The sequence below is a fragment of the Salinispora fenicalii genome, assembly GCF_000514815.1.
In the GTDB taxonomy this organism is placed as follows: domain Bacteria; phylum Actinomycetota; class Actinomycetes; order Mycobacteriales; family Micromonosporaceae; genus Micromonospora; species Micromonospora fenicalii.
In genome coordinates, this window is sequence record NZ_KI911473.1 from 50,441 (window position 1) to 72,482 (window position 22,042).

A 22,042-nucleotide genomic window follows, 5' to 3' on the forward strand; every position below is an offset into this window, starting at 1 on the left:
TCCGGTCGACTGGCCGCCGTCCACCGGCGCCCGTCTGTGGCCATGCGGCCAGCCGGAAACGTGCTTCTCCGGTTGGCGTTAGCTCGGTAGGATCTCCGGCGATCAAGGGGGATGGAACGGTGGGCGATTTCCAGCAGTTCGTGACGGATGCGACTTCGCGTCTGTCCACGATGTCCAGGGGTGAGTTGTACGTCGTCGGCGACGGTCTCGACCGGGACTCACTCTGGCTCACCTATCTCGAATCCTTCCCCGTCGGCACCAATCTGCGGTTCCGTGAGCGGTCCGCGTACGACTGCTCGACCTGCCGCGGTTTCATCAAGCACTTCGGCAACGTCGTTGAGATCCACGACGGGCGGGTCCGCACCGTCTGGTCCGAGGTGTCGGCCTCCGACCCGGACTTCTCCGTCGTCGCCGCCGCTCTGGACGAGTTTGTTCTTTCGCTGCCGTTGTCCACCATCTTCCGGTCCACTCAGGCGCAGTACGGGACGAAGACCACCCGAACGCTGCGCGACGGCCAGGTCGAGGTGTGGCACCACCTGCACGGCCAGGTGGACAAGCGCCATCGCATCGAAGACGTCGGCGCGGCACAGGGCAACTTCAACGCTGCGGTGCAGGTCTTCCAGCGTGGCCTGGCCGAGCTGACCCAGCACGCTCTGGACACCATCGTCGACCTTATCGACGACAACGTTCTCTACCGCGGCACGGAGCATCGTCGGGCGGTGACCGAGTTCCGGTCGCTGCGGAACCGGTGGACGCAGGCGACCGACCAGCAGGCCTTCGTCTTCGCCAACGCCATGAACCCGGCGGCCCGGTTCCGCAACACGGTGATCGGCACCCTCGTCCAGGACCTCTCCGCGGGCGTCGACCTGGAGCAGGCGGTCCGGTCGTTCGAGACGAAGGTGGCACCGCAGAATTACCAGCGCCCCAGGGCGTTGATCACCCCGGCCATGGTCAAGGCTGCCATGAAGACCATCGACGAGTTGGGCATTGAGGAGTCGTTGCAGCGACGGTTCGCCCGGCTTTCCGACGTGTCGGTCACCAACGTGCTGTGGGTCGACAACGACACACAGCCGTGGATGAAGGACGGCATCGCAGGGCTGCTCATGCAGGCAGTCACCACCAGGTCGGCAGGTGCGGGCCTTCGGGAGGCGAAGCCGGAGGAGATTCCCGTGGTCTCCTTCATGAAGGACATCCTGCCCGCTGCCGCGACCATCGACCTGTGGGTGGCCAACAGCCACGAACCGCACCTCGTCAGTCTCACCACGGGCCGGCATCCGGCCGCCCCGCGGCTGTTCACCTGGGACAACGATTTCGGCTGGTCCTACAACGGCAACGTCACCGACTCGATCAAGGAGAAGGTCAAGCGGGCCGGCGGTAACGTCACTGGCAAGCTGCGGGTGAGCCTGTCCTGGTTCAACCACGACGATCTCGACCTGCACGTGTTCGAACCCAACGGCGACCACATCTGGTACAGAGAAAAGCGCAACAAGCTGGACGTCGACATGAACGCGGGCGGAACGCTCTCCCGCGAGCCGGTGGAGAACGTCACCTGGACCGACCGTGTCCCCGACGGTGAGTACCGGATCGAGGTGAACCAGTACCACAAGCGGGACAGCACCGACGTCGGCTTCGTGATCGAGACTGAGAACAACGGGAAGATCGAGCATTACAGCTACGAGCGGGCGGTCGGCCACAAGGAAACCGTCGAGGTAGGCCGGATGACGGTCGCCGGCGGGGTAATCACTGCTTTCCGGCCAGGTAAGGGCATGCAGCCGGGCAGTGCGAGCAAGGAGTTGTGGGGCATCACCACCGAACAGTTCGTGCCGGTGTCCACCATCATGTACTCGCCGAACTACTTCGACGCCAGCGAGGTCGGCAACCGGCACTACTTCTTCATCCTGAAGGGGTGCGTGAACGACCAACCGACGCGGGGGATCTACAACGAGTTCCTCCGCGGCGACCTGCAACCGCACCGCAAGGTGTTCGAGGTTCTCGGCGACCGCACCAAGTGCGAGCCGTCCCCGGATCAGCTGTCCGGCCTCGGCTTCAGCTCCACGGTCCGCAGCTCTGTGATCGCCAAGGTGACCATGACCGGCGGCCGGCGCCGTCTCATCAGCATCCAGTTCTGATTCGTCACCCAGACACCCGAGAAAGGCCACTGTGAACATCTTCGAGAAAGCCACGCGAGAAAAGTTCCGCTACCCGTCATCCAAGGGCCTGCTGACCACTGAACAGTTGTGGGAGCTTTCGCTGACCGCCAAGTCCGGCTTCAGCCTCGATGACGTGGCCAGGGCCGTCAACGCCGAGCTCAAGGCCATCGACACCGAGTCGTTCGTGGCCACCGAGACCAATCCGGCCAAGGCGACCTTGGAGACCAAGTTGGAGGTCGTCAAGCACGTCATCGCCATCCGTATCGCGGAGGACCAGGCGGCGAAGGCAGCGGCGGCCAAGAAGCTGGAGAAGGAGAAGCTGCTGGCGGTCCTAGGCCGCAAGCAGGACGCGGTCCTGGAGAACCTGACCGAGGCAGAGCTGCTGGCCCGAATCAACAACCTGTAGCCCGCCGACAATCAGCGTCTGCCAGCAGGCTCGCACATCGCCGAGAAGTACGGTCGCTGTGCAAGACCTGTGCGGCCAGGCCGGCACTCAACGGCCACTTCTCGGCGAACTCAATCGGTACAACATGCATGAACGATGACGTGGTAGTCAGCTATGGCTGATAGCTGCCCGGCACTCGCCCCATGCCGCAATGGAGACCGACCGCTACGGGCCGGTGAAGGGCTACCGATTCGGATCCCGCGACCTGCACCGTGACCTTGCCGCAATGGAGACCGACCGCTACGGGCCGGTGAAGTGGTGGCGGGGGTGCTGCTCGGGCTGGCGGTGGGGGTGCCGCAATGGAGACCGACCGCTACGGGCCGGTGAAGGGCTCGCGATCAGCGAGGATAGCCACCCATCATTGTCCCACTCGGCGAGGACCCTGGTGACGAAATAGTCGAAGACAGGCCGGATCACATCATCCAGAATGTCACCGCTGTGGAGCCGAGCGATCAGGTCCTCGTACATCGCCCGTACACTCGCCTCCCGGCCATCCGGCGCATCGTCAGGTCCAACGCGAGACAGGTATGCGCACATCTCCCTGACCTGCTTTAAGAGGCTCACGATGTCGGCAAGGCACAGTCTTCGCACCATCCCCTTACCGATAGTGACCAGCAACGGCGGAAGTACCCGCTGGGCGTTCCCCTCGCCGTGCCGGACGAACAGCTCCGCCGGTTCCGCAGTCTGGTTCGCGAGAGCCCCAGCCAGCAGTCCGACGCAGGCGTCGGTCAGCCGAACCGGCGCCCGGCGGGCCCACGAGTTCACGGGCTTGGTCGAGTAGCGGTAGTCGGCCGAAACACGCCGCAGCAGTGCCGATCCGCTTACGTGGGTGAAGTACTGCGACGGCGGCCCATACGCCGTGCCGTACAGGTGGATCGCGAGCGTAGCGCCGGTCCGGGAGTCGATTTGCTCGGTCATCGACCGTACCTCGGGAGGTTTGCGCGGTCCGCCGAGAGCACGTACCGCCTCTCGGATCACTGACTCAGTGATGACCCAGCGCTCGACATAGAGTTCAGCAACGTCGGCGCGACCTTGATCTCGGACTCGCGGGGCTGTCGGACGGCGTTGGGCTCATTCAGGCACCACAGCCCGACGATGCAGGTCTCCATCGCGGTACGCGCCAGCAGCGCCGCCGACTCCCGCTGATGTATCTGCACCGCCCGGCGCGTCGCGCGTTGCAACGCCAGCCTGAACCTCATCGGTGGATCGAGACTGAGCAATCGCCTGCCCCGTCACCCCGCTTCCTGGCGGGCACTCCTCGTCAACGATCAACCCTGAGTTGTGTTTTGCTCTTCGATGAGGAGTGGTACGTCGCGAATCGACATTTCCGGTCGGGCTCGTGCGTATCGCACACGGTGGCGCCAGCGTCCGTGTTCGAACGCCACGTCAGCGTCGATTTCCGCCACCACACTCGGTTCCACCCGCGTGTACGCCACGGGCTCGGATCGGTCGAATTGGCCGGACCATGAAGCGGGCAGCGGGTGCGGCCACGGGTGGGCCACGCTGCCGTCGAGCGGAATCCGCGGCGGGGCGAGGAGCGCCGCCAGTTCTGTGGCCTGTTTGGTGGTCAGAGGGTGGGAGCGGGCGGTGTACCGTAACCGGTCCCGCTGGTCGTACCGGCCGAGCAGCAGGGTCTCCGGACGGCTGATGCTGCCGGTCACCCCGCCGATGATGGCTTCGGTGACGATCCGGGTGCGGAATTTCGACCAGCCACGTCGGCCGGGCTCATACCGGCGGGCCAAGCGTTTGCTGACCACGCCTTCGACGCCGGCCACGGTCCAGTGCAGCAGCCAGTCCGACACCTGCCGCATGTCACCCGTCTGTGGGGTCAGGGTGAGTTGCGGCGGGGCGTCAGCGAGTAGCCGCTGCAGCCGGGCCCGGCGCTGCGACAGCGGCAGGTTCAGGATCACCTGGCCACCGGTGTCGACGAGGAGGTCGAACAGCACGTAGTGGGCGGGGCACTCGCGCGCCAGGCGCGGTAGGTCGCGGCCGGCGGTGACACGTCGCTGCAGCTGCGCGAAGTTGGTCCGGCCGTGTTCCCAGACGATCAGCTCACCATCGAGCACCACGCCGGGCGGGACCGCCGACCGGATCGCCTGGGTGATATCCGGGAAGTAGCTGGACAAGTTCCGGCCCGCTCGCGACTGTAGGTACGGTCCTTCGGTCTCGCGGAAGGCGATCATCCGCCATCCGTCCCACTTCGGCTCGTGCACCAGGCCCGGACCCTCGGGCACGATGTCGACCGGAGCCGCGAGCATCGGCGCGACTGGCCGACGCAACACCGGTCCCGGCCCGGCGCTCGACCATACGTGGCTTGACGTCACCCCAGCCCCCGTCACACCGACCGCCGGTGCCGCTCATGTCCGGACCCCCACACCCATCGTGGGACAGATGTGGGCTGTCTCGGGCGGAGATCCGCGACAACGCATGTGCCAGTGAGGCTCGCAACACCCTCGACGCTGGTCGAGCAGGGAGGAAGAACGCGATCACCCCCCGACGACGTGTAACCCCCTCTACGGCCCGCCCCCGCGTCCGCGCTGCTGGTGACACGAGGGCTAGCAGATCCAGCCATGATCAAGGGATCATCCACAGGCATCGGGCTATCCACAGCGCAGGGACCGCCGCTGGCGAGCGGTCGGGCCTGCGGCGAACCTGAACAGGTCGACGAGGTCACCGCTCGGCTGCTGGCCACGGCAACGCGCAGGTGGAGCAGCCTTGGCCGCAGGCCACCGACAAGCTGGTCCCCACAGCAACGCCCAGTTGCGGGGACCAGCCCACGTGGAGGCCAGCCATCTGCGGGCATCAGAACCTCGTCCGTCGCGTCCCGCGCTCGTCACGCACGTACCGTCGGAGGGTGGACGTGCTGCTGCACGGCGGGCCAGGCGACGGGCAGGTAGTGCCCGGCGGCGGTAGAACCGTCGTGTGGCGGGCGTGCCTGTACGAGATCACACCGGAGTACGGCCACCGACACGGCCGCGACCTGCGGGCCTACCGGCACCGTCCCGACTGCTGCGAGCCATACGGCCGAGGCGCCGAAGACCGCTGCGAATGACCCGCCCTGGCGCCGCGCGGACAGGCTCGTTCACCACCTCGCCTTTCGCGCTAATGCTGGGCGTGTGTACGAGGCCGGTCTTGATCGGCCGGCGGTGATCCTTCGGTGTATCGATGGGCGGCCTGGCGGAGCAGGTTGATCAGTTCGGCGACGAGTGCGGTCGGCTGTTTGCGGTGAACGATGCAGATTTGGCGGGCCGGATGGCGGTCTGCCACGTCGAGTATGTGGATTCCGGGTTCGTCGTTGAGGACCATGGCCGGGACGAGGGAGATTCCGAGCCCGACCCGGACGAGCGCGAGGGTGAGGCCGTAGTCGGCGGTTTCGTAGCTGATCTGGGGTGTGAATCCGGCGCGTGCGGCGAGGGTGTCCAGGCAGACGCGGTTGGGTGCGCCGTGGCTGCCGGAGATCCAGTGTTCGGTGTTGAGGTCAGCGAGCTTGAGTTTGCCGGTCGCGGTGGCGGCCAGTGGATGCGCGGCTGGCAGCACGATTCGCAGCGTGTCGGCCAGCAGGGGCCGCCGGGCGAGCCCTTGCGCGGGTACGGACGCGACGCCGGGGTACCGGTGGGTGATGAGCATGTCGAGGTCGCCGGAGGTGACCAGCCCGTAGCCGTCGGGTGGTTCGAGGTCCAGCAGTGATAGCTGGACCTGCGGGTGTCGTTCGCGGAGCGCGGCGAGAGCGGCCGGCACCAGGGCCGCGCCGGCGGTGGTGAAGGTGCCGATGGCGATCCGGCGCTGCTCGGCGCTCACCGCAGCGGCTGCCGCCGTCTCGGCCTCCCGTAGCTCTCCAAGGACACGTTCGCTGTGCCGGACGAGGACCGCACCGACCTCGGTGAGGCGTATCCCGGCCCCGCTGCGTTCGGCCAGTCGGGCGCCGAGTTCGGATTCCAGCTTGCTCAATTGCTGTGACACGGCCGACGGGGTGTACGACAGCCTGCGGGCAGCCGCGGCGATGGAGCCGGCGCGGGCGACTTCGACCAGCACTCGTAACCGACCGACGTCGAGGGCCATTTAGCGATGCTAACGGGCAGTGAGCAGGATTCGCTGGTGCTTAACCCCTGTGCTGCCGATGATGAGGGCATGACCGTGACTACCCACGCCGCACTGAGCGTCGGCACCGCCGAGGTGGCCGCTGCCGCCGAGACGATCGGGCCGTATATTCGTCGGACGCCGTTGCTGGACGCCGAGATCGACGGGCGGCGGCTGTTGCTCAAGCTGGAGCACTTGCAGCGCAGTGGCTCGTTCAAGCTGCGCGGCGCGCTCAACGCGATGCTCACCGGGCCTCGTGCAGAGCATGTGGTCACCGCGTCCGGTGGTAACCACGGCCTGGGCGTGGGCACCGCCGCCGCGCTGCTTGGCTTGCCGGCCACCGTTTTCGTGCCGACCACGGCCCCGGCGGGCAAGGTGCGACGTATCGAGGCGACCGGCGTGCGGCTGGTGCGCCACGGAGCGACGTATGCCGAGGCGGCTGCCGCTGCGGCGGAACTGGCCCACCGTCCCGGCCACCGCTACCTGCCCGCGTTCGATGACCCAGCCGTGATCGCCGGCCAAGGCACTGTCGCTGCCGAGATCATCGCCGAAGCGCCTGACGTCGACGCGGTGGCGGTGGCGGTCGGCGGGGGCGGCCTCGCCGCCGGCACCACGCTGGCGATCGGGCCTCGTACCACGGTGGCCGTCGAACCGTATGACTGTCAGTGTCTGGCCAACGCGCTTGCGGCGGGCCGGCCCGTCGACGGCCCGGTCGACTCCGTGGCCGCCTCGGCGCTGGGCGCCAGCCGGATCGGCGAGCTGCCGTTCGCGATCCTCCGGCGCAGCCCCGTCCAGTCGGTGCTGGTGAGCGACGCCGAGCTGCTGGCCGCCTGTGATCTGCTGTGGGAACAGTTTCGCATCGCCGCCGAGCCCGCCGCAGCGGTCCCGTTCGCGGCCTGGCTCGCCGGCCGTGTCCCCGGACAACTGCCCTGCGTGGTCATCTGCGGCGCGAACACCGACTGGTCGCCCGATCGAGCGTAGAGCGCGACTCGGCAAGATCCGTCCAACCCGAGATCGGCACCGCTATCGGCGCGAAACGGTGTGCGAGCGCGCGAGTTGGTCGATGCCTGCGGCGTGTCGAGGTGACTGTCCGAAGTAGAAGAAGGAGCATCCGCGGTTGCCCACAACTCGCGAGAGAGTCACCGCCGATGATCCGGGTGTCCACCCTACCGGGGTCGCTGAGGCGCGTGCTGGAACCGTTCCGGCCGTGCTTCACCACCCCGACGTTCACCACTTTCGTGACCCTGCTGGCCGGCATGATCGTCCGGCCCGGGCAGCGCACCGTCTGCGGCATGCTGGCCGGCGCAGGGCTGGCCGGCGTGTGGCATCACAGCCGGGCGCACCGGTTCTTCGCCGCCGCTCGATGGCGGCCCGACGCGGTGGGCCTGACCGTGCTGCGGTTGATCGTCGGACATTTGACGCCGGTCGGAGCACCGCTGCTGATCGCCGTTGACGACACCCTGTTTCGTCGCTGCGGCCGGAAAGTCTTTGCCGCACACTGGGACTACGACGGGTCGCTGAAGGTCGCCAAGGGCAACCAGAAACTGTCCCGCGGCAACACCTTTGTCGTCGCGGCCGTCGTGGTCGAGCTGCCGTTCCTGGACCGGCCGGTCGCGTTGCCGGTGCTGGCCAGGCTGTGGCGGCGCGGCGGGCCAACCAAGACCATGCTTGCCCGCGAACTGATCGAGCTGATTGCGGCGGCGGCCGGCCGGATCGTGCACGTGGTTGGCGACGGCGGCTACGTCTGCACCGAGCTACGCCACCTGCCGCCCAACGTGACCCTGACCGGGCCGCTGCCCAGCCACGCCAGCCTCTGGCACGTTAACTCCGACCTCGACCAGCCACCACGGATGCGGCGACGTGGCCGGCCCCGCGTCTACGGCGCACATATCGGCACCCCCGCCGAACTGGCCGCCGCGACACCGGCAACGCCGATGACCGTGACCCGCTACGGCCGCGCCACCACCGTGCAGCTGCACCTGACTGACATCGGCTACCGCCTGACCGACGATGCCCGTAGCCAACTCCGGGTCGTCATGCCTCATCCAGACGCGCCCGATCTGCTCCGCTCGTGGCACGAACAGCTCGCTAGTCTCGCCACTACCGGAAACCGCATCGGATACGCCGGGATGGCCTCCACTGCCCATGCGCAGATCAGCATCGCAGCCACCATCGGGCGACGAAGCCGTTCCGCCCGCCGTCGCGAGGCACTCATCGCGCGGGCGTTGTGGGCGGAGTTCCTCAGCTGGATCGACGAGCAAAGCGACGCCGTCGAGGCAGACGCCTGGCTGCGACACGTCCAGCAGCACGCCGTCGAAGCTAACGCGCCGACGCTGACGAGTTACGTCCTCATGAGGCAGAGCCAGCGCGCTCTCGAGCGCTTCGATCCGGGTAATGCCATTGCCTTGGCGCAGCGGGCGCTGGAGGAGGTTCGGCTACCCGGCCGCGTCCATGCTCTTCTGCTGATCCGCCAAGCCCAGGCGTACGCCATGGGGGGGTGACCAGAACGCTTGCGCAGCCAGCATCGACAAGGCCCACAGGGTCGCTGGCAGCACCGACTGGGGTTCAAAACTACCGGTCGATCTCGGCTTCCACTGCAACCCGGTGTACGTAGCTGCCCACGAAGCGCAATGCCGTCTACTCCTCGGCCAACCGACAGCCGCAGCCGATCTCTTCGAGCAACTCCTGGACCAGTGGCCTGATCAGTGGCGCGTTGACGAGGCCCTTTGGCGATCGGCCCTGTCCACCGCCTACATCAACACCGGCGACATCGAACGCGCGGCGACCGAGGCCGCCAACGCCCTGGCTTTGGCCGCTGGCACCTCCTCCACACGGGCCCTGCGCTGGTTGAACCCGACAGCGGTCGCCCTTCGCCAGCAGACAGCCGTTCCCGAAGCGGCCGCCTTTGTGCTCACCTATCGGCAGGCGACTCTCGAAGCGTGCAACCATTAGCCCGTGGATCTGATCACCACGGCGACGAGCAGCGACGAGTCCGAGCGAGCGGCTTCCGTCGCGGTCCTCCCGGTCGGGAGTTTCGAACAGCACGGCGCCCACCTACCGCTAGTGACCGACACTGTCGTGGCGTGCGCGATCGCGAAAGCAGTCGCCGAGCGCTATGACCTCTTCCTGCTGCCGCCTGTGACGATCTCCTGCTCCCACGAGCACGCGGCGTGGCGTGGAACGGTCAGTATCAGCGCCACCACCCTCACCGCCGTGGTCGTTGATATCGCCCGCTCTCTGCGCGCATCTGGTATTCATCGACTCGCTGTGATCAACGGACACGGCGGAAATTACGCGCTCGCCAACGTCGTTCAGGAGGCCAACGTCGCCGGACCAGCGATGACGCTGTTCCCCACTCGGGCTGACTGGGACGACGCTCGCGTTGCCGCCGGTATGCACAGCACAGCTCACCAGGACATGCACGCTGGTGAGCTCGAGGTTTCGCTGCTTCTGCACGTTGCGCCTGAAATGGTGCGTGATGGCTACGAGCAGGCCGACCACCTAGCCGACGATCGACGCCACCTTCTCACGCGGGGCATGGATGGCTACACCACCAGCGGCGTCATTGGTCTGCCGTCCCACGCCACCCCAACCAAGGGTAAAGCCGCGCTCGAAGCGCTTGTTCGCTCCTTCGCCGACCATCACGGCCTCCTACCGAGGGCGCTGACCACGGGCGGACGACCCCACACCCACAACGCACAACGCACGACGCACGACGCACGACGATGAACATGGATGACAAACCTGGTTGCCGCCCCCAGTAATCGGGGGGTTTCCGGGGGACGGTTCACAACATCATCGAAGAAAGTCGAAGCCCTGACCAGCATATCCGCTGGTCAGGGCTTCGTTTCTGTCGGGACGGCCGGATTCGAACCGACGACCCCTTGACCCCCAGTCAAGTGCGCTACCAAGCTGCGCCACGTCCCGATGCTCCCGCTGGCTTCCCCGCGACAGCCGGTACAGCCTACCGCACGATCTTTCCGGTGCCCGTATCCACCCCTTGGTGTCAACGCCCACCCTCCCGGGCCAGGCCGGGAGGGTGGGGTGGGCTGAGGTTAGCCGTGGGCCTTGCCGCGACCGCCGGGACCGAGCTTCTTACGGGGGCGGACCGAAATTTCGATCGGGGTGCCCTCGAAGCCGAACTCCTCCCGGAGTTTGCGCTCCACGAATCGCTGGTAGCCCGCGTCCAGCGGACCTGTGGTGAACAGTACGAACCGTGGCGGCGCCGCTCCCGCCTGGGTGGCGAAGAGAATCTTCGGGGCCCGTCCCCCACGCACCGGGTGCGGGGTCGCCTGCACCAGCGCGGTGAGCCAGGCATTGAGCTGTGCCGTCGGTACCCGCGTCTCCCAGCTGGCCAGTGCCCGGCGGAGCGCTGGGGCGAGCTTGTCCACCGCGCGTCCGGTCTTGGCAGAGAGGTTCAGCCGGATGGCCCAGGGAATGCGACGCAGTTCCCGCTCGATCTCCCGGTCCAGGTAGTACCGACGGTCGGCGTCCACCAGGTCCCACTTGTTGAAGGCGATCACCAGGGCTCGGCCGGTATTGGTAACCATCGACAGGATCCGCTGGTCCTGTTCACTGATGACCTCGCTGGCGTCGAGCAGCACCACTGCTACCTCGGCGGCCTCGATCGCCGAGGCGGTACGCAGGCTCGCGTAGTACTCGGTGCCGCTGGCCTGGCCGACCCGTTTACGCAGGCCGGCGGTGTCAACAAGTTGCCAGGCCTCGCCGCCGATCTCGACCAGGCTGTCCACCGGGTCGACGGTGGTGCCGGCGACCGCGTCAACGACGGCCCGAATCTCCCCGGAGAAGCGGTTGAGGAGGCTGGACTTGCCGACGTTGGGCCGGCCGACGAGGGCGACCCGACGGGGGCCACGCGGACGGTCCTCGACGATCTTGGGCGCTTCCGGTAGCCGGTCCAGGATCAGGTCGAGTAGTTCGCCGGCACCCCGGCCATGCAGCGCCGAGATCGGATACGGCTCCCCCAAGCCGAGCGACCAGAGCGCGGACGCCTCCATTTCGATGGAGCTGTTGTCGGCCTTGTTCGCCACCAGGATCACTGGCTTGGCGCTGCGTCGCAGCATCTTCACTGCCGCCTCGTCCACGTCGGTGGCGCCCACCACCGCGTCGACTACGAAGAGCACCACGTCAGCGGTGGTGATGGCCGACTCCGCTTGCGCGGCGATGGCGGCGGCACGGTCCTTCGCATCCGGTTCCCAGCCGCCGGTGTCGACGACAGCGAACTGCCGGCCGTTCCACTGCGCGTCGTATGGAACCCGGTCCCGGGTCACCCCGGGTACGTCCTCGACGACCGCCTGCCGACGCCCGATCAGTCGGTTTACCAACGTCGACTTTCCCACGTTGGGACGACCAACCACTGCTACCACCGGCTGCGGGGCCGTGGCCTCCTCGACATCGGGTTCAGGGGTGTCCCACCCCACCCAACCGGTTGGCTCGTTCATCGATCCACACCCCGCTCGGCCAGCATCTCCTGCAGGCTCGCGACGACCTCGTCAATGCCGAGTTCGGTGGTGTCCAGCACCACGGCGTCCGGGGCTTGCGTCATCGGGTCGGCCTTACGAGTTGAGTCCAACCGGTCCCGGCGGGCCAGGTCGGCGGCGGTCTGACCAGTGTCGGTGGCGTTCTCGGCGCTGCGTCGGGCTGCCCGGGCCGCCGCGGACGCGGTCAGGTACACCTTCAGGTCGGCGTCGGGGGCGACTACCGCGCCGATATCGCGCCCCTCGATCACGATCCGACCGGCGGCGGCGGCGAGGTCCCGCTGCCGGTTGACGAGCAACGATCGGACCGCCGGTACGGCGGCCACGGCCGAGACCGCCCCGGTCACCTCGGGTCCGCGAATCTCCACCTCGATGGCTACGCCGTCAGCAGTCACGCCGTACCCCTCAGGGTCGGTGCCGATGCCGAGCTCAGTTTCCCCGGCGACCTTGGCCACGGCCGACTGGTCAGCCAGGTCGACTCCGGAGCGCAGTACCGCCCAGGTGACTGCCCGGTACATCGCGCCGGTGTCGAGGTAGCGGGCGCCCAGGGCGATCGCGAGTCGCCGAGAAACGGTGGACTTTCCCGAACCGGACGGCCCGTCCACAGCGACCACGCAGCGCCCGGTCCGTACGTTTTCCTCCACCGCAATCCTCCTCAGTCCGTACCTCGCGGTCCATACCCGCGAGCGGTATCCGCCCGCCGACAATGATGCCTGGCACGGTGCGGTCTCCTCGTGCCGCACCTCCGGGAGCGTCCGCCCCCGCGCAGCGGGCCGCACGGAGCTTACCGGCTGCGGTACCCGCCACCGCCGGCGTCAGTCGCCGACCGCCTTGAACAGCGCGGCGACCTCCGCGTTGGTGAGTCGACGGGTGCGCCCGGTGCGGAGGTCGCCGAGCCGGATCGGCCCGATCGAGGTACGCACCAGCCGTGACACCGGGTGACCGACCGCATCGAACAGACGCCGCACGATGTGCTTGCGCCCTTCGTGCAGGGTGACCTCTATCTGGGCGGTTTTGCCCAGTGTGTCCACCAGGCGGAACGCATCCACCTTCACCGGGCCGTCGCTCAGCTCGACGCCGGCGGCGAGGCGCCGGCCCAGCGACCGCGGAATCGGCCCGGACACCTCACACAGGTACGTCTTGGGTACCCCGTAGGAGGGGTGCATGAGCCGGTGCGCGAGCGTGCCGTCGTTGGTGAGCAGCAGTAGGCCCTCGCTGTCGGCGTCGAGCCGTCCGACGTGGTAGACCCGCTCTTCCACCCGGTTGCCGAGGAAGTCGGCGAGGGCGGTCCGGCCCTTCTCGTCCGCCATGGTGGAGACGACACCCCGGGGCTTGTTCATGGCGAGGTAGACCAGACGGGTGTCGGCCTGGAGGCGCTCACCGTTGACGTAGATGGTGTCGGAGGTCGGATCTGCCCGGTCACCGAGCTGGGCGACCCGGCCGTTCACTGTCACCCGCCGGCGGAAGATCAGGTCTTCGCAGGCACGCCGAGATCCGACACCGGCGGCGGCGAGCACCTTTTGGAGGCGTTCTGGGCCGGTGTAGACGGGCGCGTCGGGTTTCGGGGCGCGGTTATCGCGAGGCATCGGCGAGGTCTTCCACATCGTCGGGGAGGAACGGAGCGAGCGGCGGCAGGTCGGTGATGCTGTCCAAGCCGAGCTTCTCCAGGAACAGGGTGGTGGTCCGGTACAGGTGGGCACCGGTTTCCGGTTCGGTGCCGCACTCCTCTACCAGTCCACGGGAGACCAGGGTACGGATCACCCCGTCGCAGTTCACACCGCGGATGGCGGAAATCCGGGATCGGGTCACCGGCTGTTTGTAGGAGACCACGGCCAGGGTCTCCAGCGCGGCCTGGGTCAGTCGTACGGTCTGGCCGTCGAGGACGAACCGCTCCACGTACCCGGCGTATTCCGGCCGGGTGTACAGGCGCCACCCGCCGGCCGCTCGACGTAGCTCGAAGCCGTGCCCGCGGGTGGTGTAGCCGGTGGAGATGGCGTGCAGCATCGCCCGGACCCGTTCGAGTGGCTGCGCCAGCACGTCGGCGAGGGTCGTCTCGGCGACCGGCTCGTCCACGACCAGGAGGATCGCTTCCAGGGCGCCGTGTAGTTCGACGTCGTCGAGCACCGACGCGGGGGGTGGGGCCGGCAACCGTTGGCGGGATCGCCCCTGGTCGGGTACCGACTCCCGGCCAGCACCAGCGGATTCTCCGGGTACGGCGACGGGACGGCTACTCTCGGCGGCGCCAGGCGGTTCGGGGTTGGGTTCTCCCCCGCTCGACGCGGCAGCGGCTTTGGCCTCGACCGGCTTGGTCGATGCCTCGCGGTGGCGTTCCCATGGTGGGATCCATGCGGCGGCCTGGTCGGCCAGGGAGTCCCCGTGTTTCTCGTCACCCATCTCGCTCGTCCTCTGTCGTGGCCGGCCTTCCGCCGGATGGTGCCGACCCTGCCGGGTCCGACCTCGTCGCCGGCAGTGACGCTGCCTCCCCAGGCCCGGAGTCAACCGGTCCGGAGTCAACCGGCACGGAGCCGACCGGCCCAGGCCCATCGGATCCAGCGGTGGAGAGGGTCCCCGCGTACTCGTCGATGTCCAGGTCACCACCGCCATCGACGGGGCCGGTCCAGCGTACGGTCAGCTCTTCCAGGGCCTCTTCCTGGGCGAAGGCGACCAGCCCTTCCCGGTAGAGCTCCAGCAGGGCGAGGAAGCGGGCCACCACCTCGAGAAGGGCGTCGCAGTCCGCACAGAGCCCGGTGAAGGTGGCCGTGCCGGCTCGGCGTAGCCGCTCGGCGATGATCTCGGCGTGCTCCCGGACACTGACCCGGACCTGGTGAATGTGCGCGATGGACACCTCCGGCGGCGGTTTCGGGGTGAACACCCGGACAGCCAGGTCCCGTAGCCGCTGCGGGCCGATACCGAACACCAGGTCGGGCAGGGCCTGTGCGTACCGTGGCTCCAGCGTGACCGCCCGTGGGTACCGCCGCCCGCCGGTCTCCTCGAGCACCGCGATGTGCGCCGCCGCCTCCTTGTACGCCTTGTACTGCAGCAGCCGCGCGAAGAGCAGATCCCGGGCTTCCAGCAGGGCCAGGTCGGCCTCGTCCTCGACCTCGGCAGCGGGTAACAACCGGGCCGCTTTGAGGTCGAGCAGGGTGGCGGCGATGAGCAGGAACTCGCTGGTCTCGTCCAGATCCCAGTGCTCACCCATTGCCCGCAGGTAGGCGATGAACTCGTCGGTTACCTGGTGCAATGCCACTTCGGTGACGTCCAGTTTGTGCTTGCTGATCAGTTGCAGCAGCAGGTCGAACGGGCCGGTGAAGTTGGCCAGCCGGACGGTGAAGCCGCTGGTCCCGTCACCGCCGTTGGTCTCCGGGGCATTGACGGGCACTTCGCCGCCGAGTGCCGCGCCGCCGGATGCCGCGGCGTCAACGGCGGCGTTGCTGGCCTCGGTGGGCGTGTTGCCGGCGTCGGCGGGCGTGGGCTGGTCGAGGGGCGGTGCGGTCACCGGCAAACCGTAGTCCACCACCTGGGCGCCCTACCCCCGGTCTACCGCTCCGCCTGGCTTCCGGTCTACCGCTCCGCCTGGGCGGCGATCACCTCGCGGGCGAGCTGCCGGTAGTTGCGCGCACCGGAGGAGGCCGGGTCGAGGGTGGTGATCGGCGCCCCGGCGACGGTGGACTCGGGGAACTTCACGGTCTTGGTAATCACCGTCTGGTAGACCTTGTCGCCGAAGGCCTCGACGACCCGCTGCAGCACCTGGCGGCAGTGGGTGGTGCGGCTGTCGTACATGGTGGCGAGGATGCCTTCGAGCTCCAGGTCGAAATTGAGTCGCTCGCGAACCTTGTCGATTGTGTCCAGCAGCAGGGCTACCCCACGGAGGCTGAAGAACTCGCACTCCAACGGGATGAGCACACCATGGGAAACGGTCAGCGCGTTGATCGCCAGTAGACCTAGGGAGGGCTGACAGTCAATCAGGATGAAGTCGTAGTCCTTACGGATGCTCTTCAGCACCCGCGCCAACGCCATCTCCCGGGCGACCTCGTTGACTAGTTGGATCTCGGCAGCGGAGAGGTCGATATTGGCCGGAAGCAGGTGCAGGCCCGCCACATCGGTCTTGATCAGCACATCGTCGCAGGTGACATCGTCCTGCATGAGGAGGTTGTAGACCGACAGGTCGAGGTTGTGCGGGTTGACTCCCAGACCGACCGAGAGGGCGCCTTGCGGGTCGAAGTCGACCAGCAGCACCCGGCGGCCATACTCGGCCAGCGCGGCGCCCAGATTGATGGTCGTGGTGGTCTTGCCGACACCGCCCTTCTGGTTCGCCATCGCGATGATGCGGGCGGGGCCGTGCCGGTCGGTCGGCATCGGTTCGGGGATCGGCTTCCGCGTGGTGTATGCGGCCGGATCTGCCGGACCAAGGTCAGTGCCGAGTGTGGACTGCTGCTCGCGGAGCTCCGACGTCCAGGTCTCGGCACGGCCACCGTCGCCAACCATGTCTTCGTTGCCCCCTCCCGACGACCACACCGGCGTCGGAGCCGACCGACGTCCTTCGCGACGCCGTCGCGAATCCTGGCCGCGTCACTTCCGCCAGGTCCGCGCCGAACCTGACTGTACGCCACCGGCAAGCAGGCCGCTCAGCACCGGTCCGGCGTGTCATACCCATCAACCGAGCGCCCGCGGGTGGGCCGTCGCGTACACCTCACGTAGTCGTTCGACGGTGACCAGCGTGTAGACCTGGGTGGTAGTGACCGAGGCGTGGCCGAGAAGTTCCTGCACTACGCGCACGTCGGCGCCACCGTCAAGCAGGTGGGTGGCGTAGGAGTGACGAAGCGTGTGCGGGGAGACCGCCTGCGGCCCGACATCCGGCAGGCCGGCCCGGCGGGCGGCACCGCGCAGGATCGCCCAGGCGCCCTGCCGGGACAGTGGGCCGCCGCGGGAGTTGAGGAAGACCGCCGGGGTGCCTCGGCCGGCGGCGACGAGGCCGGGGCGGGCGCGTACCAGGTAGGCGTTCAGCGCAGCCACGGCGTACCCGCCGATCGGGACCAGCCGGTTCCGCCCGCCCTTGCCCCGCAGCAGTACCGAGCCGGTGTCGGTATCGGTGTCGAGGTCGTCAACGGCGGCGCCGACCGCCTCGGAGATCCGCGCGCCGGTGCCGTACAGGAACTCCAGCAGCGCCCGGTCACGCAGCCCGAGCGGTGCCTCCACGCCGGTGGCGGTGACCGGGCCGACGGCGTCCAGCAGCCGGGTCACGTCGTCGACGGGCAGCGCCCGGGGCAGCCGGCGGGGCGGCGCAGGTGGGCGGAGATCACGGCTCGGGTCGGCACCGGTCAGGCCCTCGCGCAGTGCGAAGCGGTGCAGACCGCGCACGGCGCTGACGGCCCGCGCCGCGGAGGACGCCGCGAGTGGCGGGCGTTCCTCGTCCCCGACGCGCAGTCGGGCCAGGTGGGCTTCCACCTGACCCGGGGTGACCGACGCCAGGTCGGTCACCCCGATCCACGCGAGGGTGTCGAGGTAGCGGGTCAGGTCCCGCCGGTACGAGGCGAGGGTGTTCGCCGCGAGTCCCCGCTCGACGGCGAGGTGGTCCAGGTAGCCGCGGACGGCACGGCGTAGGGCCGGCGCGGGATCTGGTCCGACCTCAGCCGTCATGGTTGGCTCGCCGCCGCCTCAGACCAGCACCTCGGCCAGCGGCAGGGTGGCCATGCCGTGCGCGTCGGCGACCGGACCGTAGACGACCTGACCATCGTGGGTGTTCAGGCCCAACGCGAGCGCCGGGTCCCGACGCAGCGCCTCCCGCCAACCGAAGTTGGCCAGTTCCAGGGCGTACGGCAGGGTCACGTTGGTCAGCGCGTAGGTGCTGGTGTGCGGCACCGCGCCCGGCATATTCGCCACGCAGTAGAAGACGGAGTTGTGCACCGGGTACGTCGGGTCGGCGTGAGTGGTGGGGCGCGAGTCCTCGAAGCAGCCCCCCTGGTCGATGGAGATGTCGACCAGCAGGCTGCCCGGCTTCATCTGGGCGACCAACTCGTTCGAGATCAGGGTCGGAGCTTTGGCGCCGGGCACCAGCACCGCGCCGATGACCAGGTCCGCGTCAACCACCGCCCGTTCGATCTCGTACGCGTTGGAGGCGACTGTCTGTAGGTGGCCTCGGTAGATCGCATCGGCCTGACGCAGCCGGGTCACGTTCTTGTCCAGCAGCAGCACCTCGGCTTGGAGACCGAGCGCGATGGCGGCGGCGTTCATACCGGAAACGCCGGCACCGATGACCACGGTCTTCGCCGCGTACACGCCGGAGACGCCACCCATCAGAACACCGCGTCCACCGCCTTGGGCCTGCAGGTGGTAGGCGCCGACCTGCGGGGCGAGCCGGCCGGCCACCTCGGACATGGGGGCGAGCAGGGGCAGCGACCGGTCGGGCAGCTCGACCGTCTCGTACGCGATGGCGGTGACCCCACGGTCCAGCAGCGCGTCGGTGCACTCCTTGGAGGCGGCCAGGTGCAGGTAGGTGAAGAGCACCTGGCCCGGCTGCATCCGGTGGTACTCCTCCGCGACCGGCTCCTTGACCTTCAGTACCAACTCGGCGGTCTCCCACACCTCGTCTGCGGTGGGGAGGATCGTGGCGCCGGCGGCGGCGAAGTCGTTGTCGCTGGTGCTGGAGCCGACGCCAGCGCCGGACTCGACGAAGACCTGGTGGCCGGCGCGGACGAATTCGTTGACGCCCGCCGGCGTGATCGCCACTCGGTATTCGTGATTCTTGATCTCACGTGGAATGCCGACCTTCACGATGCAGACCCCCTTCTCCGGGGCTGCTCGCCCCAGCTTTTCGGCGCCACGGCGGCTCCGTTGCCGCAGTGCTCAGGTCCCGCCGGCGGAAGTCTAGGCCGGAGTTGACCGTCGGGGAGCCTGCACTGTGATATGTGGTGGACACTCCCGCTAACGATGTGTCAGGCGGACCTTGGTCGCAGCCCGGTGCTCAGCGGCCCGACTCCGCCGTTGGGACCAGATTCACCACACTTCTCGCCAGACATACTGATCCCCCGTTCGGACAGCTGGCTGTGGATCACTACTGTGTCCCCTCATGACTACTCCTCCTTACCAGCCCGGCCACCCGATGGGTGTGTCCGACAAAAGTAAGATCGCCGCGGGCGTCCTGCAGATCATGCTCGGCGCCTTCGGCGTCGGCCGGTTCTACATGGGCCACACCAAGATCGGCGTACTCCAGCTCGTCGTCACCCTGGTAACGTGCGGCTTCGGCGGCATCTGGGGCGTCGTTGACGGCATCCTGATCCTGATCAATGGTGGCGTTGATGGCCAAGGCCGGCCGCTGCGCGACTGACCCAGTTTCACCGTATGTGAAAGGGGGGCCGCGTGCGGCCCCCCTTTACATGAATGGTGTTCAGCGGGGCAGCGGTGTCCCAGCTGGACGCAGCGCCGTCCAGCCCCCGTCCCGGGCGCGAGCGGCGGCGAGCAGGCCGGCCACCGTCGCGGCGTTGGTGATCATCCCGGCCAGCACCATCTCCACCGCCTCGTCCAGGTCGACCCGGACGATCTGAAGGTCGGCTTCCTCCTCGGACCGGCCGTGCCGCCGGCCGACCGGCACCTCGGTGAGGTCGCGGGCCAAGAACACCCGAACCAGTTCATTGGTGAACCCGGGTGAGCTGTGCACATCGACCAGGACATCGAGCTGACCCGCGTGCAGGTCAGCCTCCTCGGCCAGCTCTCGGCCGGCGGCGGCGGCCGGATCCTCGCCGGCGATGTCCAGCAGGCCGGCCGGCAACTCCCACAGGTACTGGCCGACCGGGTGCCGATACTGCCGGATCAGCACCACCCGACCGGCCTCATCCAAGGCCGCCACCGACACCGCGCCGGGGTGTCGGGCACAGTCCCGTAGGGCGGTGCCGCCACCGGGCATGGTCACCTCGTCGGTGACCACATCGAAGATCCGACCCCGGTAGCGCTCGACGCGCGAACGCACCTGGTAGACGTGACCGGCGGAGCTCACGAGGTCGAAGCCGCCGGCGCCGTGGAAGCCCCGCCGTTGCTGGCTGCCTTCGTCGCCGCCGCACCGTCCAGGTCGACCGGAAGCTGATCAGCCTGCGAGTACGCGAGGGCCGCCGCCACAAAAGACGCGAACAGCGGGTGCGGGCGGGTCGGACGGCTCTTCAGCTCCGGGTGCGCCTGGGTGGCCACGAAGAACGGGTGCAGGTCGCGGTCCAGTTCGACGAATTCGACCAGCCGGCCGTCCGGCGAGGTCCCCGAGATGTGCAGGCCCGCCTTCGTGAGCACGTCACGGTACGCGTTGTTCACCTCATACCGGTGCCGGTGCCGCTCGCTGACCTCGGTGCTGCCGTACGCCTCGGCGACGATTGACCCCTCGGTGAGCACCGCCGGCCAGGCCCCGAGCCGCATGGTGCCACCGAGGTCGCCCCGGCCCGCGACGATGTCCTCCTGGTCAGCCATGGTGGCGATTACCGGATGGGTGGCTTTCCCCTCGAACTCCAGCGAGTTCGCACCGTCCAGCCCGGCGAGGTGACGGGCCACCTCAATGGTCATGCACTGCAGGCCAAGGCAGAGGCCGAGTAGCGGAACGCCGTTCTCCCGGGCGTGCCGGGCGGCACCGACCTTGCCCTCGATACCGCGGACGCCGAACCCACCCGGGATAACGACACCGTCAACCCCGGCCAGGGCGGCCGCGGCACCGGCCGAGGTGACGCATTCGTCGCTGGGTACCCACTTCAGCCGTACCCGGGCCCGGTGCCCGAAGCCAGCGGCGCGGATCGCCTCACTCACCGACAGGTACGCGTCCGGCAGGTCGACGTACTTGCCCACGAGGGCGACGGTGATCGTGTGTCGGGGCTGGTGTACCCGCTCCAGCAGGTCGTCCCAGCGAGCCCAGGCCACGTCCCGGAAGGAGAGGCCGAGCCGACGCACCACGTACGCGTCGAGGCCCTCCCGGTGCAACACCTTCGGGATGTCGTAAATGCTGGGGGCGTCCGCGGCGGCGGTGACCGCCTCCAGGTCAACGTCGCAGTACAGGGCGAGCTTCTGCTTGACCTTGTCCGGGATTTCCCGGTCGCAGCGCAGTACCAGTGCGTCCGGCTGGATACCGATGCTGCGTAGCTGCGCGACCGAGTGCTGGGTGGGCTTGGTCTTCAGCTCACCCGATGGCGCCAGGTACGGCACCAGCGAGACGTGCAGATAGAAACAGTTGTCCCGGCCCAGGTCGTGGCGGATCTGCCGGATCGCCTCCAGGAACGGCAGCGACTCGATGTCGCCGACGGTCCCGCCGACCTCGGTGATGACGACGTCCGGCACCTGGCCCTCGCCATCCGGTTCGGCCATGCCGAGCACCCGGGACTTGATTTCGTTGGTGATGTGCGGGATGACCTGGACGGTGTCCCCCAGGTACTCGCCGCGCCGCTCCTTGGCGATCACGTCCGAGTAGATCTGCCCGGTGGTGACGTTGGCCTTCCCGGACAGGTCCCGGTCGAGGAACCGCTCGTAGTGACCGACATCGAGGTCGGTCTCGGCGCCGTCCTCGGTGATGAAGACCTCACCGTGCTGGAACGGATTCATCGTCCCCGGGTCCACGTTGAGGTAGGGGTCGAGCTTCTGCATCACCACGCGCATACCACGCGCGGTGAGTAGGCTCCCGAGGCTGGAGGCAGTCAGGCCTTTACCCAACGAGGAGGCCACGCCTCCGGTGACGAAAATGTGCCTGGTCGTCCGTACTGAAGGGGCCAAGGCCTGCTCCCGTGTCGTCTGTCGCGGTCATGCAGACCGCCGTGCCGATCAGCAGAGTGATCACGCGATCCACGGGATTCCACGCTAACACCCCACCTGCTCCTGCCACCCGGCGCACCCGCCAGCAGCATCGCCTACCGCTG

19 protein-coding genes, 1 tRNA gene and 3 pseudogenes are annotated in these 22,042 nt (G+C 68.1%); 8 read left to right on the forward strand and 15 right to left on the reverse strand.

Features of this window, described 5'->3' with window-relative positions; all coding sequences use genetic code 11:
• Nucleotides 1–119: 119 nt before the first annotated feature.
• Both B116_RS0122920 and B116_RS0122925 read left to right on the forward strand, forming a co-directional pair.
• Nucleotides 120–2,129: a hypothetical protein gene (locus B116_RS0122920; protein WP_027661439.1), complete on the forward strand. Its 2,010-nt coding sequence runs from the start codon at nucleotides 120–122 to the stop codon at nucleotides 2,127–2,129.
• A 31-nt stretch (nucleotides 2,130–2,160) separates the two neighbouring features.
• On the forward strand, nucleotides 2,161–2,556 hold the full coding sequence (locus B116_RS0122925; protein WP_027661440.1) for a hypothetical protein: 396 nt from the start codon (nucleotides 2,161–2,163) through the stop codon (nucleotides 2,554–2,556).
• Nucleotides 2,557–2,835: 279 nt separating this feature from the next.
• On the opposite strand, the gene B116_RS25780 is transcribed toward B116_RS0122925, so the two are convergent.
• From B116_RS25780 to B116_RS0122940, 3 genes are all read right to left on the reverse strand, one after another.
• Nucleotides 2,836–3,513: a hypothetical protein gene (locus B116_RS25780; RefSeq protein ID WP_223874659.1), complete on the reverse strand. Its 678-nt coding sequence runs from the start codon at nucleotides 3,511–3,513 to the stop codon at nucleotides 2,836–2,838.
• 56 nt (nucleotides 3,514–3,569) lie between these two features.
• The gene (locus B116_RS0122935; protein WP_027661441.1) at nucleotides 3,570–3,794 is read right to left on the reverse strand and encodes a hypothetical protein; all 225 of its coding nucleotides are present in this window, start codon (nucleotides 3,792–3,794) and stop codon (nucleotides 3,570–3,572) included.
• A 69-nt stretch (nucleotides 3,795–3,863) separates the two neighbouring features.
• Entirely contained in the window at nucleotides 3,864–4,853 is a 990-nt protein-coding gene (locus B116_RS0122940; protein ID WP_027661442.1) for an ATP-dependent DNA ligase, read from the reverse strand.
• Between the two features lie 596 nt (nucleotides 4,854–5,449).
• Between B116_RS0122940 and B116_RS0122945 the strand changes: the two genes are divergently transcribed.
• Nucleotides 5,450–5,647: a hypothetical protein gene (locus tag B116_RS0122945; protein WP_027661443.1), complete on the forward strand. Its 198-nt coding sequence runs from the start codon at nucleotides 5,450–5,452 to the stop codon at nucleotides 5,645–5,647.
• Between the two features lie 50 nt (nucleotides 5,648–5,697).
• Here B116_RS0122945 and B116_RS0122950 read toward each other — a convergent pair whose 3' ends face one another.
• Nucleotides 5,698–6,654, reverse strand: coding sequence for a LysR family transcriptional regulator (locus B116_RS0122950; RefSeq protein WP_018722412.1), 957 nt, complete (start codon nucleotides 6,652–6,654; stop codon nucleotides 5,698–5,700).
• A 69-nt stretch (nucleotides 6,655–6,723) separates the two neighbouring features.
• On the opposite strand from B116_RS0122950, the gene B116_RS0122955 reads away from it, so the two are divergent.
• From B116_RS0122955 to B116_RS25790, 4 genes and pseudogenes are all read left to right on the forward strand, one after another.
• Nucleotides 6,724–7,653: a serine/threonine dehydratase gene (locus B116_RS0122955; RefSeq protein WP_027661444.1), complete on the forward strand. Its 930-nt coding sequence runs from the start codon at nucleotides 6,724–6,726 to the stop codon at nucleotides 7,651–7,653.
• A gap of 167 nt (nucleotides 7,654–7,820) precedes the next feature.
• Nucleotides 7,821–8,636, forward strand: a pseudogene (locus tag B116_RS27185) (transposase); the annotation flags it as partial.
• Nucleotides 8,637–8,651: 15 nt separating this feature from the next.
• Nucleotides 8,652–9,624: pseudogene (locus tag B116_RS25785) on the forward strand (tetratricopeptide repeat protein); the annotation flags it as partial.
• 3 nt (nucleotides 9,625–9,627) lie between these two features.
• Nucleotides 9,628–10,335: pseudogene (locus B116_RS25790) on the forward strand (creatininase family protein); the annotation flags it as partial.
• 190 nt (nucleotides 10,336–10,525) lie between these two features.
• On the opposite strand, the gene B116_RS0122970 reads toward B116_RS25790, so the two are convergent.
• The 9 genes from B116_RS0122970 to ald form a co-directional block, all read right to left on the reverse strand.
• Nucleotides 10,526–10,599, reverse strand: a tRNA-Pro gene (locus tag B116_RS0122970).
• 128 nt (nucleotides 10,600–10,727) lie between these two features.
• The gene (gene der, locus B116_RS0122975) at nucleotides 10,728–12,131 is read right to left on the reverse strand and encodes a ribosome biogenesis GTPase Der (protein WP_018724366.1); all 1,404 of its coding nucleotides are present in this window, start codon (nucleotides 12,129–12,131) and stop codon (nucleotides 10,728–10,730) included.
• Nucleotides 12,128–12,811, reverse strand: coding sequence for a (d)CMP kinase (cmk, locus tag B116_RS0122980; RefSeq protein ID WP_018724365.1), 684 nt, complete (start codon nucleotides 12,809–12,811; stop codon nucleotides 12,128–12,130). Before cmk ends, der begins: the two co-directional genes overlap by 4 nt.
• 171 nt (nucleotides 12,812–12,982) lie before the next feature.
• The gene (locus B116_RS0122985; protein WP_026322104.1) at nucleotides 12,983–13,753 is read right to left on the reverse strand and encodes a pseudouridine synthase; all 771 of its coding nucleotides are present in this window, start codon (nucleotides 13,751–13,753) and stop codon (nucleotides 12,983–12,985) included.
• Nucleotides 13,740–14,561, reverse strand: coding sequence for an SMC-Scp complex subunit ScpB (gene scpB, locus B116_RS0122990; protein ID WP_027661445.1), 822 nt, complete (start codon nucleotides 14,559–14,561; stop codon nucleotides 13,740–13,742). Before scpB ends, B116_RS0122985 begins: the two co-directional genes overlap by 14 nt.
• Nucleotides 14,554–15,684 (reverse strand): segregation and condensation protein A, encoded by a 1,131-nt coding sequence (locus tag B116_RS0122995; protein ID WP_027661446.1) that lies wholly within the window; start codon nucleotides 15,682–15,684, stop codon nucleotides 14,554–14,556. The genes scpB and B116_RS0122995 overlap by 8 nt, the downstream gene beginning before the upstream one ends.
• A 44-nt stretch (nucleotides 15,685–15,728) precedes the next feature.
• Nucleotides 15,729–16,652, reverse strand: coding sequence for a ParA family protein (locus B116_RS0123000; protein ID WP_018724361.1), 924 nt, complete (start codon nucleotides 16,650–16,652; stop codon nucleotides 15,729–15,731).
• A 168-nt stretch (nucleotides 16,653–16,820) separates the two neighbouring features.
• Nucleotides 16,821–17,804, reverse strand: a complete 984-nt coding sequence (locus B116_RS0123005) for a site-specific tyrosine recombinase XerD (protein ID WP_027661447.1) — start codon at nucleotides 17,802–17,804, stop codon at nucleotides 16,821–16,823.
• Between the two features lie 18 nt (nucleotides 17,805–17,822).
• Nucleotides 17,823–18,938 carry an alanine dehydrogenase gene (gene ald / locus B116_RS0123010; RefSeq protein ID WP_018724359.1) on the reverse strand — a complete coding sequence of 372 codons (1,116 nt, stop codon included), beginning with the start codon at nucleotides 18,936–18,938 and terminating at the stop codon, nucleotides 17,823–17,825.
• A 328-nt stretch (nucleotides 18,939–19,266) separates the two neighbouring features.
• Here ald and B116_RS0123015 point away from each other — a divergent pair, with 328 nt between their 5' ends.
• Nucleotides 19,267–19,491 (forward strand): TM2 domain-containing protein, encoded by a 225-nt coding sequence (locus B116_RS0123015; RefSeq protein WP_018724358.1) that lies wholly within the window; start codon nucleotides 19,267–19,269, stop codon nucleotides 19,489–19,491.
• 60 nt (nucleotides 19,492–19,551) lie between these two features.
• Here the strand turns inward: B116_RS0123015 and B116_RS0123020 are convergent, their stop codons facing one another.
• Together B116_RS0123020 and B116_RS0123025 are read right to left on the reverse strand one after the other, a co-directional pair.
• On the reverse strand, nucleotides 19,552–20,157 hold the full coding sequence (locus B116_RS0123020) for an NUDIX domain-containing protein (RefSeq protein ID WP_027661448.1): 606 nt from the start codon (nucleotides 20,155–20,157) through the stop codon (nucleotides 19,552–19,554).
• Nucleotides 20,154–21,899: a CTP synthase gene (locus B116_RS0123025; protein ID WP_027661449.1), complete on the reverse strand. Its 1,746-nt coding sequence runs from the start codon at nucleotides 21,897–21,899 to the stop codon at nucleotides 20,154–20,156. Before B116_RS0123025 ends, B116_RS0123020 begins: the two co-directional genes overlap by 4 nt.
• Nucleotides 21,900–22,042 lie beyond the last annotated feature (143 nt).

Excerpts from the sequence above, each read along its gene's own strand:
- B116_RS0122935 (WP_027661441.1), bottom strand. The coding sequence starts at position 3,794 with ATGAGGTTCAGGCTGGCGTTGCAACGCGCGACGCGCCGGGCGGTGCAG.
- B116_RS0123000 (WP_018724361.1), bottom strand. The coding sequence starts at position 16,652 with ATGGTTGGCGACGGTGGCCGTGCCGAGACCTGGACGTCGGAGCTCCGC.
- der (WP_018724366.1), bottom strand. The coding sequence starts at position 12,131 with ATGAACGAGCCAACCGGTTGGGTGGGGTGGGACACCCCTGAACCCGAT.
- scpB (WP_027661445.1), bottom strand. The coding sequence starts at position 14,561 with ATGGGTGACGAGAAACACGGGGACTCCCTGGCCGACCAGGCCGCCGCA.
- B116_RS0122940 (WP_027661442.1), bottom strand. The coding sequence starts at position 4,853 with ATGCTCGCGGCTCCGGTCGACATCGTGCCCGAGGGTCCGGGCCTGGTG.
- B116_RS25780 (WP_223874659.1), bottom strand. The coding sequence starts at position 3,513 with ATGACCGAGCAAATCGACTCCCGGACCGGCGCTACGCTCGCGATCCAC.
- B116_RS0122985 (WP_026322104.1), bottom strand. The coding sequence starts at position 13,753 with ATGCCTCGCGATAACCGCGCCCCGAAACCCGACGCGCCCGTCTACACC.
- B116_RS0122955 (WP_027661444.1), top strand. The coding sequence starts at position 6,724 with ATGACCGTGACTACCCACGCCGCACTGAGCGTCGGCACCGCCGAGGTG.
- B116_RS0123005 (WP_027661447.1), bottom strand. The coding sequence starts at position 17,804 with ATGACGGCTGAGGTCGGACCAGATCCCGCGCCGGCCCTACGCCGTGCC.
- B116_RS0122950 (WP_018722412.1), bottom strand. The coding sequence starts at position 6,654 with ATGGCCCTCGACGTCGGTCGGTTACGAGTGCTGGTCGAAGTCGCCCGC.
- B116_RS0123015 (WP_018724358.1), top strand. The coding sequence starts at position 19,267 with ATGGGTGTGTCCGACAAAAGTAAGATCGCCGCGGGCGTCCTGCAGATC.